The organism is Rhodococcus sp. NPDC058639 (genome assembly GCF_042717545.1).
GTDB lineage: Bacteria > Actinomycetota > Actinomycetes > Mycobacteriales > Mycobacteriaceae > Rhodococcus.
Map to the genome: position 1 here is coordinate 44,196 of NZ_JBHXRF010000003.1, position 11,875 is coordinate 56,070.

Genomic DNA, 11,875 nt, shown 5'->3' on the forward strand with positions numbered 1-11,875 from the left:
GTCAGCGCAATCGGCGGTAGAGATCCTCGAGATCGGTCATCGCGCGGATCACGACGGCTTCGTCCGTGCCCCCCGCCCGCAACGCGCGACGGAGCAGCATCGGGTCGAGGTCTTCGATCGCGGGCCGGAACCGTTCCGCGGGCAGATCGGGGAGTTCGGTGTCTTCACCGTAGAAGTCACCGGTATCGGTGGCGGCGGCGTCGTCGACACCACCGATCAGCGTCGTGAGATCCACTCCGCGCAGGGCGAGCACCGCAAGCGGCTTCTCGTCGATGTGTTCGGCAAGGAGGTACGCAACTGCTGCGGCGTGCTTGCAGGGCCAGCCGTCGTCAGGGCAGGTGCAGTCGAAGTCCAACTCCCCCGCGCGCCGCGGGAGCAGGAGCGAACCGAGTTCTTCGGGGAGCACCCCTCCGGCCAGTCGCGCCAGCATGCCCGGGGAAGCCCGGACCTCCCGGATCAGTTCGTCGATCGCATCGTCGTCGAGCCGACGCACGGTCACCGTCGAGGTGAACGGGCGCAACTGACTGCCCTGGACCTCGCCGACCGCGGCACCGGGCTCGATGCGCATCGAGACCACCTGCCCGGACCGCGCGTACGCGCGACCCCGCGTCAGCCGGGCCTTGTCGGCCACCTGTTCCATGGTCGAGATCAGTTCCTTCGACCACCAGCTACGGCCGATCGAACCGCGTTTGGTGCGGGTCTCGACCCTGTTGTCGAGCGCCATCAGTCACCCACCGCTTCATCGCCGAGGGACAGCAGGGAATGCAACTGGTCGGTGGACAGCTCGGTGATCCAGTTCTCCCCCACGCCGATCGCGAGATCAGCCAGTTCCTGTTTCCCGGTCAGCATTTCGTCGATTCGTTCCTCCACGGTGCCGACGCACACGAGTTTGCGCACCTGCACGTTCCGCTGCTGGCCGATGCGGAACGCGCGGTCGGTGGCCTGGTTCTCCACCGCCGGGTTCCACCACCGGTCCAGATGCACGACGTGATTGGCGGCCGTCAGGTTCAGACCGGTGCCGCCCGCCTTGAGGGAGAGCAACATGATCGGCGGACCGTCGTCTCCTTGGAACCGGTCGACCATGTCGTCGCGCTTCGACTTGGTCACGCCCCCGTGCAGGAACGGCACCTGCGTCGCGAACCGTTCGGCCAGATACGGTGCCACGAGTTCGCCGAACTCACGGAACTGCGTGAACAGCAGGACTTTCTCGCCTTCGGCCAGCACCGACTCCACGATGTCCTCGACCAGTCCGAGCTTGCCCGAACGGTGCCCACCGCGTCGCAGCACGGGCGACCCGTCACCGAGATAGTGCGCCGGATGGTTGCACACCTGCTTGAGCCTGGTCAGCGCCGCGAGGACAGCGCCCTTGCGCGCCATGCCTTCCTTGTCGCGGATCTTTCGCATCATGTCGTCGACCACCGCGCGGTAGAGAGCAGCCTGCTCGGCCGTGAGGTTGGCCCGGACCGTCTGTTCGAACTTCTCGGGAAGGTCGGAGATCACGTCGGGGTCGGTCTTGACGCGCCGCAACACGAACGGCGCAGACAACGCGCGCAGTCGCGCGGCCGCCACCGGGTCGTGGTCGCGTTCGATGGGCACCGCGAATCGCGCGCGGAACGATGCGGCACTGCCGAGCAACCTCGGGTTCGCGAAATCGAGAATCGAGCGGAGTTCTTCGAGGCGGTTCTCCACGGGGGTGCCGGTGAGGGCGATGCGATGCGCCGCCGGGATCGCGCGGGTGGCCCGGGACTGCGCGGTCGCCGTATTCTTCACGTGCTGAGCCTCGTCGAGAACGACACGGCGCCACGGTAGCCCGGCAAGCTGCGCGACATCGCGGGCGGTGATGGCATAGGTGGTCACGACCAGTTCGGCGCCGGCGACAGCCGTCGCCAGGGCTTCTCCCCGCAGTCGCTGTGCGCCGTGATGAACATAGACACGCAGATCCGGGACGAAGCGCTCGGCCTCGCGCTGCCAGTTGCCCACCACCGACATCGGGCACACGAGCAGTGTCGGAGCACCCGCGGTTCCGGTCTCGCGTTCGTGCGCGAGCAGTGCGAGCACCTGCACGGTTTTGCCGAGTCCCATGTCGTCGGCGAGGACCGCGCCGAGTCCCAGCCGGCTCATGAACGCGAGCCACTCGAGACCGCGCTGCTGGTATGGGCGCAGTTCTGCCACCAGTCCGGCCGGCGGTGCGATCTCCTCGGGCTGAGCTTGGCCGTCGAGCAACGTCTCGACCCAGCCGGACGCAGCGATATCGGTGACCTCGACCGGTGGGGCGTCGTCCCCCGTGAACTGTGCGAACAGCGACCCCAGCGTGGCGTCGCGTTCGGAATGCGCCGTGACGTAGCGGGCGGCCCGTGCGAGTGCCTCGGCGTCTGCCCGCACCCACTTGCCACGCAGCTTGACCAGGTCGCTGTTCGCGGCGACCAGTTCCTCCATCTCGGTGCGGGTGAGCAGCATGTCGCCGACTGCGAGTTGCCACTCGTACGACACGATCGCGCTCATACCCACGACGCTGTCGTCGGCGCTGACGGGCGCGACCGGCGAGTCGACCTGCAGCCGCAGCGACGGATCGACCGTCGCCCAGGCCCGCGGCAGCAGAAGGGCGACGCCCGCCGCCTGCAGCGCACGCGCGCCGTGTTCGACGAGGTCGATCACGACCGGGGTGGGCAGCAGGAGGTCGAGGGTATCGACGTCGCGCGGGACGTCCTGGAGTCTCGGGTAGGCGGTGATCGCGGCGCCGAGCTTACGGATGGCGATCTGCAGAAGGTGCGGATCGGTGCCGTCGACGGTCACCGGCACGGGCGCCTGCCCCTCGGAGCGCAGGCAGACTTCCAGCCGCCACAACGCGGCCACGCCGATGTCGGCGTCGTCGTCGGTGTCCTCCGGTTCGGCGAGACGCAGCACGAGGTCGGGTTCGTACCCGGCGAGGCTCGCGCGCCATTCGTCCAGCGCATCGGCCATCCGCTGCGTGCCGCGGGGGTGCGGGCGGCCCTCCGCGAGCGCCGCGACCAGCGGATGCAGCGACGTCGACGAGCCGTGCAGAGCGCGGACGATCGGGTCCGTCAGTTCTTCGCACATGTTGTCGAGCAACGCCGACGGGCGACCGAGTTGACGCTGCACGGGAGGCATCGCCGCGGCGAGTTCGGCAGACCACGCCCGGTTCTTCTCCCCGCCGAGCAGTTGCCATCGCGCCCACCATTGCTTTTCGGCGCGGACGAGTTCGGGGGCCACGCGACCAGCCTGCGCCCAGCGTTCGATGCCGCGAGCCACGTGCGCGAGGTACCGCAGGTCACCCGCGACGCCACTCGGGCGTCGCGGGAGATCGAGGAGGAGGGTGGCGGCGTCGGGTGGTGCCACTGCCACGGCGGGAAGGACTCGCGGCTCGGTGTCACCCGGGAGCGTCAATTCCACGCGGTGCCGGAACGGCCGGTCGATCCATCGCCGCAGGGCCGACGGCAACGCCTCGTCGTCGGCGTCGACCGCGGGATCTCGCCACAGCATCAGGCCTGATCCCGGTGACCACAGCCCGTGCAACATGCCCTCCATGGTGCCAGCCGCGCCAGGACGGCTCATGGCAGGGTTCTCGCTTTCGCACCGCAACTGCCGGTCGGGCACCGAACGCATGGAGCACACTGGTCGGTACACATCCGAAGCCACGAGGAGCCGCGATGTCCATTCTGGTGCAGGTTCTCGAACAGACGCCCAGCACTCGCACGCCGTGGGAACAGGTGAAGTACGGGTTCGTCGATTGGGATCACGTGACCACGCTTCGTCTCGACGGGCGCTGTGGGGTGTGGCTGGACGGCACCAGGACCGGCGAGTCGCACCGGCTCGCGACGACCGCGTCGTCGCAGGAGGCGATCTTCTTCCTTCTCAACGTGTTCGGCAAGATCGCGGAGTGCTCGGAGGCGGGCGGGTCGTGGATCGTCGGACACGACGGGGCCACCGTCGGATCGATCAGCGCTGCGCGTTTTCCCGCATCGGGCGACAACCGGCCGTCGATTTAGCCGGCGTCCTCGAATTCCTCGGCGTCGAGGCAGACCCGCGCCAGATCGTCGAGTGGGAGCGCCAGTGCGCGTGCCAGTGCCGCGACGGTCACGAATCCCGGGGTCGCCAGCCTGCCGGTCTCGATCTTCCGCAGCGTTTCCGGAGAGATCCCCGCGGATGCGGCGACGTCGGCGAGAGTGCGGTCGCGCCGTGCCTCACGGAGGAGCCCGCCGAGCCGTTTACCGGCGGCGAGTTGTTGCGGTGACAACGGGAGACGCACCATGAAGACCAGCGTATCGAAGTCACGTCGACCGACGGGTCCGGTATGAAAATACCGGACAACGGTCCGGGTCTGGTATTTTAATACCGCGATTCAGAACCCTTTCCGGAAGGACACGTGCAGTGCTCGAACTGAAAACCCCGCGTGAGATCGACGCGATGCGCACCACCGGCGCGTTCATCGCCGATCTCGTGGACGATCTCGCGCAGAGAGCCGCACCCGGCGTCAACCTCCTCGACCTCGAGCACCGGGCGCGGGACCTGATCGCCGAGCGCGGCGCCGTGTCCTGCTACTGGGACTACGCGCCGTCCTTCGGGCGTGGTCCGTTCCGCAACGTCATCTGCCTGTCGGTCAACGACGCGGTGCTGCACGGACTGCCGCACGACTACGTGCTGCAGGACGGGGACGTGCTCAGCATGGACATCGCCGTCTCGATCGACGGCTGGGTCGCCGATTCCGCACGCACCGTCGTCGTCGGAACCGAGCGGCCCGAGGATCGACGTCTCATCGAGTCCACCGAACGCGCACTCGCGGCGGGTATCGCCGCCGCCCAGCCGGGCAACCGACTCGGCGACATCTCCGCGGCCATCGGAGCGGTCGCCGCCGAATACGGCTATCCCGTCAACACCCAGTTCGGGGGCCACGGCCTCGGCCGCACCATGCACGAAGACCCGCACGTCTCCAACACCGGCCGCGCCGGACGCGGCCTCGTCCTGCGCCCGGGCCTCACCCTCGCGCTCGAACCGTGGTGGACACCGACCACGGACGAGATCGCCTTCGACCCGGACGGCTGGACCATCCGTTCCGCCGACGGCTCCCGCACCGCGCACAGCGAACACACCGTGGCGATCACCGACGACGGTCCGCAGGTTCTCACCGCACCGGCCGACCGGTAGCCGCCTGTCGGTGCGCGCTGCCACGATGCCGGGGTGCCGGGGGGACGCGCAACGAAGTGGTGGATATGGGTCGTAATGGCGGCCATCGGGATGTCCTGGTTCCGGAGCGTCTCCGATCCGGCCGACGACCCGGTGCCCGGCAGCCCGCCGCGAGGGCAGATAGCGGCACTGCTCGGGCAGGTGACCGTGTGGCCGGACCGGCCGCGGGAAAGCGGATACGAGCGCGGGTGCGGGCCAGGAGAAGGGTGCGTGTTCGGCCCAGCGTGGTCGGACGACCACCCCGGTGAGGGCGGTCACGACGGGTGCGACACGCGGAACAACGTACTCGCACGCGACCTCCGTGAACCGGCGTTCCGTCCGGGCACCGACGCGTGCGTCGTCGTCTCGGGAACCCTCCACGATCCGTACACCGGTGCGCGCGTGGATTTTCGCCGTTCCGAGGCACGCGCCGTGCACGTCGACCACATCTATCCGCTCGCGGCTGCGTGGGATTTCGGCGCGGCACGGTGGCCGGCCGATCTGCGCCGGCAGTTCGCCAACGACATCACGTACAACCTCGTCGCGGTGGACGGGCCGGCCAACGAGGACAAGAGCGACCACACCCCCGCGCAATGGATGCCGCCCGCCGCGGGATACCGGTGCTGGTTCGCCGGCCGATACCTCACTGTCGCAGTGCGATACGGACTACCGATCACTTCCGGCGACCATCGCGCGCTGGCGGACGCCGCCGGGTCCTGCCCCGATCCGTGACAGCGACATGCTCCCTCGGCCGCGGCGTCGACTCCGGCGACGCCGGGCGATCACGCGTCGGTTATGCCGGGAGATTCTGCGGAATCCATTCCGGATCACGCTTTTCCATGAAGGCGCGCATGCCTTCTCGCGGTTCGGGCGACGTCTCGAGTGACCCGAACATCGTCTGATAGTCGAACTGCCCGTACCGCTCGTTGAGCATGCGCTTGACCTGGGCGCGCGCAAGCGGAGCAGTCTGCAGCACCTCGCGTGCCGCGGTCAGCGCGGCCTCTCGCAGTTGGTCGTGCGGCACCACGCGTGAGATCACACCGAGCCGCAGCGCCTCCGCGGCGTCGAAGCGCCGCGCGGACAGGATCAGGTCACGCGCCGCCGCGATTCCGACATGGGCCGGCAGCGCCGCCGCGAACGTCGCGTCGGGGATGCCGCGCAGCAGTTCGGGGACGCGGAAGGTGGCCCGTTCGCTCGCCACGGCGATGTCCGACATCATCGCGACAAGCAGTCCCCCGGCCTGGCAGATGCCGTTGACCGCCGAGATCACCGGCGCGCGGCTGTCCCGGATGGTCAGGAACGGCACCACATCGTTGCCGGCGAGGCCGTCGGGCAGGTCGTCGCCGGGTTCGGACCGGCCACCGAGGTCACCGCCGGGCGCGAAGACGTCGTCGACGCCCGTGATGATGAGCGCCGCGAGGTCGGGGTCGCTGTTGACCAGCCGAACCGCGCGTTTGAGGCCGTAGTACATCGCGGGGGTGAACGCGTTCCGAGCCGCGGGCCGGTCGATGGTGCACCAGCCGATCGCGCCTTCCCGCTCGAATCTCAACCCACCGGCACCGAGGTCGTCTCCCATGGCCGCAGCATATACGATTCTCGCGAAAAGAGAATGGCGTGTTCATGTGTTGTCGTGGCGGCGTCGAACACCACCACTACGGTGGAGGGATGCTCTCCCGCATCACCAAGGACACCCGGCTGTGCATCTCCCTGTCGGGCCGCCCCAGCAATATCGGAACCAGATTCCACAACTACCTGTACGACGAACTCGGACTCGATTTCGTCTACAAGGCCTTCGCACCCACGAATATCGAGGACGCGGTCGCCGGGATCCGAGGGCTCGGTATTCGCGGCGCGGGGGTATCGATGCCGTTCAAGGAAGCGGTCCTGCCACTCGTCGACGTCCTGCACGATTCCGCACGCGCGATCGAGTCGGTCAACACGATCGTCAACGACGACGGCATCCTCCACGCATACAACACCGACTACCAGGCGGTGACCGATCTTCTGGCGGCCCACGCCGTCGACTCCTCACTGCCGGTGACGATCACCGGCAGTGGCGGTATGGCGAAAGCGGTCACGGCGGCGCTGCGGCACAGCGGTTTCGCCGAGGGCGTCGTGGTAGCGCGCAACGAACGCACCGGCCGCCCTCTCGCCCGTAAGTACGGGTACGACTGGCGTGCGGACGCCTCCGCGACACCTCCGGGCCTGCTCGTCAACGCCACGCCGGTCGGCATGGCCGGTGCACCGGAAGCCGACCGCCTCCCCGTCCCGGAGGAGGTCGTCGCCGCTGCCACCGTCGTCTTCGACGTGGTCGCGGTGCCGCCCGAGACGCCGCTCGTCCGGTTCGCCCGCGAGCAGGGCATTCCGGTGATCACCGGCGACGAGGTGATCGCCCTCCAGGCAGCGCTGCAGTTCGCCCTCTACACGGGAGTCACACCGACCCCGGATCAGGTTCGGCGCGCGTCCGAGTACTCACGGTCCTGACCACGACCGCTCACCCCCGGCGGCCGTGGTCAGGCGCGGTCGCTCAGATGGTGCCGACTGCTTCGAGCCCGTCGAGCACGACGTTCGCCGCCTCGAAGGCCACGTTCATCCCGAGCCGGGTGAGGTCGTGGGTGGCGGGGTCCTGGAGTCCGAAGTTGTTGACCCACGCCGCTGTTCGCGCCGACTGGAACATGAAGGTGGTCGTCTCCGTCTCGCCCAGGAGGTCACCGGCGAACCACCCGGTGAAGAACGGCTGCAAATCCGTGCCGTAGATGGCCTCGAACTCGTCGGCGATGACGGGCGCGGCATCGATCAGGGCACCACCGAAGGTGTAGAAGTCCCGGGTGTGCTCGGGCGTGGATCCGATGGTCACGAGCGCCTCGGGGAAATCGATCACCAGGTGCGCGACGATGGCGCCGAGCAGAACGCGGCCCGGGCTGCGGTCACAACGCTCGGTCCCGGCGAGTGCCTCGGCCCAATGCGCCGCCGGGGTACCGCCGGTGACGTACTCGTGCAGATTCGCCAGATACAGCCGCACGACCTCCACCGCCAGCGCATTCGCCCACTCCGGGTCGTCGTAGATGCCGGAGTTCAGCGTCGGCTCCGTGAGCGCGAGAATCTCGTCGAACGCGAGGACGAAGGTGCCGCGGTAGTCGTCGCTACGAGCGAGCACCTCCCGCAACGCGGCGATACGGGACCGGGCGTCGTCGAAGGTCTCGATCCCGGCGGGATCCGTGAGCGCAGCGATGTCGGCCGTGGGCACCGCGGACACACAGGCAGACGGAGCGGCGGCCGCGGGCGCTGCCGACACGGCGGGCGCTCCGGCGACCGCAGCCGCGACGGCTGCCGCACTCAGAGACAAGGCAAGACTTCTGCGTGCGAAATGCGTCATTGTTCCGAATTTACACAGATCTGTATCAAGGTACGTTCACGTGTCCCACGTGCCGCGCACCGAGATGTCGGGCGGGTGCGCGATACCCCCACACCAGCGGAATCTAGCCGCCGGTCGCCACAGGTCGCCGAGGATCGGCCGCCCACTGCGACCACGAACCCGGATACATCGCCGCGTCGATCCCGACGATCGCCAGTGCCGCGATCTCGTGGGCCGCGTTGATGCCCGAACCGCAGTAGACGGCGACGTCGCCACCGGTGACGCCAAGCCTTTCGAAACGTGCCGCGAGCTGATCCGGCGGGCGAAACGACCCGTCCTCGCGAAGATTCTCTGTGGTAGGCGCACTGACCGCGCCCGGAACGTGTCCCGCCCGGCGGTCGACGGGTTCTTCGTCGCCGCGGAACCGGGCCGACGACCGCGCGTCGAGCAGAACTCCGTGCGACGGGAAACGTGCGACTTCGTCCGGGCCGAGGGTCGGCAGGTGCCCCGCGCTCAACGACACCGTCCCCGGGTGGGGGCGTTCCCCGGGACCCGCGGCAACCTTGTGGCCACCCGCGGTCCACGCCGGCAACCCACCGTCGAGCAGGCGGACATCCGTCAGCCCTGCCCAACGCAGCAACCACCACGCGCGAGCGGCCGCGAGACCTCCGAAAGCGTCGTATGCGACGACCGGGTCACCGTCGGAGAGGCCCCAACGTCGTGCCGCCTGCTGCAGGCGTCCGATATCGGGGAGCGGATGGCGGCCGAGTTCCAGGGAGGGCGGATCCGCCAGTTCCGAGTCGAGGTCGACGTAGACCGCTCCGGGGATGTGCCCCCGGTGGTACCGGTCGATGCCGTGGGTTTCCCCGAGCGCCCACCTCACGTCGAGCAGCACCGGTGGCTTCCCGATGTCGATCAGGTGCGCCAGGTCGAACGCCGAGATGAGCACGTTGGTGTCGGGCATGTCTCGATCCTGGCACGGAACACGAGCGCTCCGCATCACCCACGCGCGATCCGGCAGAATGCCGATCCGTGACCGAATCCCCGCCGGACGCCGCAGCGACGCCGACCGGCGGCACCGCACCGATATCGCGGCCGATCACAGCGGGAATCGTGACCGCCCTCGTCGGTTTCACCAGTTCGTTCGCCGTCGTGCTCACCGGCCTGCGCGCGGTCGGCGCCTCCCCCGCGGAAGCCGCCTCGGGTCTCGCCGCACTGTGCCTGACCCAGGGTCTGGGCATCCTCTGGCTGTCGCGCCGGTATCGCACCCCGATCACGCTCGCGTGGTCGACGCCCGGCGCGGCGCTGCTCGCCGGTACCGGCGTCGTGGCGGGAGGCTGGCCCGCGGCGGTGGGCGCGTTCGTCGTCGTCGGCGCGGCGGTCGTGCTGACGGGACTCTGGCCGCTGCTCGGACGACTGATCTCGTCCATCCCCACCTCCCTCGCGCAGGCGGTGCTCGCCGGCATCCTCGTCCCCCTGTGCCTGGCACCGGTCACCGCACTGGCCGACTCCCCCGCGGTGATCGCACCGATAGCGCTGGTCTGGCTGATCCTGCAACGCGTGCGACCCCGATGGGCGGTACCGGGCGCGTTCGCAGCGGCGACGGTGGTGATCGTCGTGCACCTCGTCCGTACCGGGACCTCCGTCGCGCCCACCGAACTTGCTCCCCGACTCGAATTCACGGCACCGGCCTGGACGTGGCAGGCACTGCTGGGAATCGCCCTTCCGCTCTACATCGTGACGATGGCCTCGCAGAACATTCCGGGCACCGCGGTGCTGAATTCGTTCGGGTACCGGACGCCGTGGCGTGCGGCGATGACGGTGACCGGGCTCGGCACGGTGATCGGTGCTCCCGCAGGTGGCCACGCCGTCAACCTGGCAGCCATCAGTGCTGCGCTCGCCGCCGCACCCGACGCGGACCCGGACCCGCAGCGCCGCTGGGTGGCAGCGTGGTCCGCGGGCTGGTCGTACCTGGTGCTCGCGCTGTGCTCGGCCGGCCTTGCCGCTCTGGTGGCGCTCGCACCCGCGGGTGTCGTCGAGACCGTGGCGGGGCTGGCGCTGCTGGCAACCCTCGGCGGCGCCCTGTCCGCCGCCCTCCGCGACGTGCACGATCGCGAGGCCCCGGTCGTCACATTCCTGGTCGCGGCATCCGGATTGTCGATATTCGGCGTCGGTTCTGCATTCTGGGCGCTGTTGATCGGACTTGCCGTCCGGGGAGCACTATCGTCGAGGAGTGAGCAACAGTCAGCCGACGAGACCCACCGCGCAACCTGATCCGGAGCACTTCCCGGTGCTCTGGCCCATGCAGACACGGTGGGCAGACAACGACCACTACGGCCACGTCAACAACGTCACCTACTACTCGTACTTCGACTCCGCGGTGAACGGCTGGCTCATGGCCACGACCGGGGTCGACATCCGGGAACTCGACGCGATCGGTGTGGTTGCGGAGACCTCGTGCCGCTACCTCGCCGAACTGTCGTTCCCCGACCGACTCCAGGTCGGTCTCGCTGTGGAGCGGCTCGGCACGCAGTCCGTCACGTATTCGCTCGCCATCTTCCGCGAGTCGGAAGGCTCGTTGCAGCCCGCCGCGACCGGCCGTTTCGTGCACGTCTACATCGATATGCAGACCCGGCGCCCGGTGCCGATTCCCGAACAGATCCGCAAAGCGGTCATGCAACTGGTCACCTCGACCGCGACGTAGGACCCCACCGCGCAGTCGCGTACCGCTGCCGTTATCGGGCTCCGGCCGCCCGCCGAAGGAGCGGTGCGGTGCGGTGCGGGACGAGTTCGCGCATCACGAGCGACATGTCGGTGCGCTCGACGCCCGGAATCCCGAGAATCCGCTCCGCCAGCCGATAGAGATCGTCGGCGTCGCGCGCCACGATCTTCACGGACAGATCGATCGGACCGGTCACCCCGTACACCTCGGTGACCTCGGGAATCTGTGCCAGTTCCTCGACGACGGCGTCGAGCCGGTGCTGGTCGACCTGGGTGGCGACGTACGCCGCGAGCGGATACCCGAGCGCGACGGGGTCGACGCGGCGCTCGAACGAGGCGAGGATCCCTTCCGAGTCCCACCGGCTCAGCCGCGCCTGGACCGTGTTGCGCGAGAGTCCGAGTCGCTGCGACAACTCCACTCCGGTCGCTCTCGGCGTGCGAGCGAGCTCGAGCAGCAAACGTGCGTCCGTCCCGTCCAGACTGGTCATTCTTCGCAGTGTGCCACTCCGAACCGCCCCTCGACCGTGCTTCCTGCACACTCCGCAGCGCATCGATTGCGCACTCGTCCTACGAGTGGATCATGTGAGGTACACCACTCACATTCCGGCGCGGCCCACC

General features: G+C 68.8%; 13 protein-coding genes. 6 read left to right on the plus strand and 7 right to left on the minus strand.

The features are described 5' to 3' along the window. Position 1 precedes the first annotated feature (1 nt). Together ACFWU2_RS06075 and ACFWU2_RS06080 are read right to left on the minus strand one after the other, a co-directional pair. Complete coding sequence (locus ACFWU2_RS06075; RefSeq protein WP_378602508.1) at positions 2-724, minus strand: SWIM zinc finger family protein; 723 nt, start codon at positions 722-724, stop codon at positions 2-4. Further along, positions 724-3,537, minus strand: coding sequence for a DEAD/DEAH box helicase (locus ACFWU2_RS06080; RefSeq protein WP_378602511.1), 2,814 nt, complete (start codon positions 3,535-3,537; stop codon positions 724-726). The genes ACFWU2_RS06075 and ACFWU2_RS06080 overlap by 1 nt, the downstream gene beginning before the upstream one ends. A gap of 131 nt (positions 3,538-3,668) precedes the next feature. Between ACFWU2_RS06080 and ACFWU2_RS06085 the strand changes: the two genes are divergently transcribed. Next, positions 3,669-4,007: a hypothetical protein gene (locus ACFWU2_RS06085; protein WP_378602514.1), complete on the plus strand. Its 339-nt coding sequence runs from the start codon at positions 3,669-3,671 to the stop codon at positions 4,005-4,007. Here the strand turns inward: ACFWU2_RS06085 and ACFWU2_RS06090 are convergent. Next, positions 4,004-4,270: a helix-turn-helix domain-containing protein gene (locus tag ACFWU2_RS06090; RefSeq protein WP_169622471.1), complete on the minus strand. Its 267-nt coding sequence runs from the start codon at positions 4,268-4,270 to the stop codon at positions 4,004-4,006. The two genes, ACFWU2_RS06085 and ACFWU2_RS06090, sit on opposite strands and share 4 nt — an antisense overlap. A gap of 119 nt (positions 4,271-4,389) precedes the next feature. Here ACFWU2_RS06090 and map point away from each other — a divergent pair, with 119 nt between their 5' ends. Then, positions 4,390-5,163 (plus strand): type I methionyl aminopeptidase, encoded by a 774-nt coding sequence (gene map / locus ACFWU2_RS06095; RefSeq protein ID WP_378602517.1) that lies wholly within the window; start codon positions 4,390-4,392, stop codon positions 5,161-5,163. Between the two features lie 75 nt (positions 5,164-5,238). Next, complete coding sequence (locus ACFWU2_RS06100; protein ID WP_378602520.1) at positions 5,239-5,913, plus strand: HNH endonuclease family protein; 675 nt, start codon at positions 5,239-5,241, stop codon at positions 5,911-5,913. Positions 5,914-5,974: 61 nt separating this feature from the next. On the opposite strand, the gene ACFWU2_RS06105 is transcribed toward ACFWU2_RS06100, so the two are convergent. Beyond that, positions 5,975-6,757, minus strand: a complete 783-nt coding sequence (locus ACFWU2_RS06105) for an enoyl-CoA hydratase/isomerase family protein (RefSeq protein ID WP_378602523.1) — start codon at positions 6,755-6,757, stop codon at positions 5,975-5,977. Positions 6,758-6,846: 89 nt separating this feature from the next. On the opposite strand from ACFWU2_RS06105, the gene ACFWU2_RS06110 reads away from it, so the two are divergent. Continuing rightward, the gene (locus ACFWU2_RS06110; protein ID WP_169622468.1) at positions 6,847-7,665 is read left to right on the plus strand and encodes a shikimate 5-dehydrogenase; all 819 of its coding nucleotides are present in this window, start codon (positions 6,847-6,849) and stop codon (positions 7,663-7,665) included. A gap of 43 nt (positions 7,666-7,708) precedes the next feature. Here the strand turns inward: ACFWU2_RS06110 and ACFWU2_RS06115 are convergent, their stop codons facing one another. Continuing rightward, positions 7,709-8,557 (minus strand): DUF5995 family protein, encoded by an 849-nt coding sequence (locus tag ACFWU2_RS06115; protein ID WP_378602527.1) that lies wholly within the window; start codon positions 8,555-8,557, stop codon positions 7,709-7,711. A gap of 103 nt (positions 8,558-8,660) precedes the next feature. Then, positions 8,661-9,500 carry a sulfurtransferase gene (locus tag ACFWU2_RS06120; RefSeq protein ID WP_378602530.1) on the minus strand — a complete coding sequence of 280 codons (840 nt, stop codon included), beginning with the start codon at positions 9,498-9,500 and terminating at the stop codon, positions 8,661-8,663. Positions 9,501-9,568: 68 nt separating this feature from the next. Here ACFWU2_RS06120 and ACFWU2_RS06125 point away from each other — a divergent pair, with 68 nt between their 5' ends. Both ACFWU2_RS06125 and ACFWU2_RS06130 read left to right on the plus strand, forming a co-directional pair. Then, the gene (locus tag ACFWU2_RS06125) at positions 9,569-10,810 is read left to right on the plus strand and encodes a benzoate/H(+) symporter BenE family transporter (RefSeq protein WP_378602533.1); all 1,242 of its coding nucleotides are present in this window, start codon (positions 9,569-9,571) and stop codon (positions 10,808-10,810) included. Next, complete coding sequence (locus ACFWU2_RS06130; protein ID WP_378602536.1) at positions 10,770-11,240, plus strand: acyl-CoA thioesterase; 471 nt, start codon at positions 10,770-10,772, stop codon at positions 11,238-11,240. The genes ACFWU2_RS06125 and ACFWU2_RS06130 overlap by 41 nt, the downstream gene beginning before the upstream one ends. A 31-nt stretch (positions 11,241-11,271) precedes the next feature. Here the strand turns inward: ACFWU2_RS06130 and ACFWU2_RS06135 are convergent, their stop codons facing one another. Further along, positions 11,272-11,745: an Lrp/AsnC family transcriptional regulator gene (locus ACFWU2_RS06135; RefSeq protein WP_378602539.1), complete on the minus strand. Its 474-nt coding sequence runs from the start codon at positions 11,743-11,745 to the stop codon at positions 11,272-11,274. Between the last annotated feature and the right edge of the window lie 130 nt (positions 11,746-11,875).

Coding starts and splice junctions, on each gene's coding strand:
- ACFWU2_RS06085 (WP_378602514.1), top strand. CDS start 3,669: ATGTCCATTCTGGTGCAGGTTCTCGAACAGACGCCCAGCACTCGCACG.
- ACFWU2_RS06135 (WP_378602539.1), bottom strand. CDS start 11,745: ATGACCAGTCTGGACGGGACGGACGCACGTTTGCTGCTCGAGCTCGCT.
- ACFWU2_RS06115 (WP_378602527.1), bottom strand. CDS start 8,557: ATGACGCATTTCGCACGCAGAAGTCTTGCCTTGTCTCTGAGTGCGGCA.
- ACFWU2_RS06075 (WP_378602508.1), bottom strand. CDS start 724: ATGGCGCTCGACAACAGGGTCGAGACCCGCACCAAACGCGGTTCGATC.
- ACFWU2_RS06120 (WP_378602530.1), bottom strand. CDS start 9,500: ATGCCCGACACCAACGTGCTCATCTCGGCGTTCGACCTGGCGCACCTG.
- ACFWU2_RS06090 (WP_169622471.1), bottom strand. CDS start 4,270: ATGGTGCGTCTCCCGTTGTCACCGCAACAACTCGCCGCCGGTAAACGG.
- ACFWU2_RS06080 (WP_378602511.1), bottom strand. CDS start 3,537: ATGTTGCACGGGCTGTGGTCACCGGGATCAGGCCTGATGCTGTGGCGA.
- ACFWU2_RS06110 (WP_169622468.1), top strand. CDS start 6,847: ATGCTCTCCCGCATCACCAAGGACACCCGGCTGTGCATCTCCCTGTCG.
- ACFWU2_RS06100 (WP_378602520.1), top strand. CDS start 5,239: ATGGCGGCCATCGGGATGTCCTGGTTCCGGAGCGTCTCCGATCCGGCC.
- ACFWU2_RS06105 (WP_378602523.1), bottom strand. CDS start 6,757: ATGGGAGACGACCTCGGTGCCGGTGGGTTGAGATTCGAGCGGGAAGGC.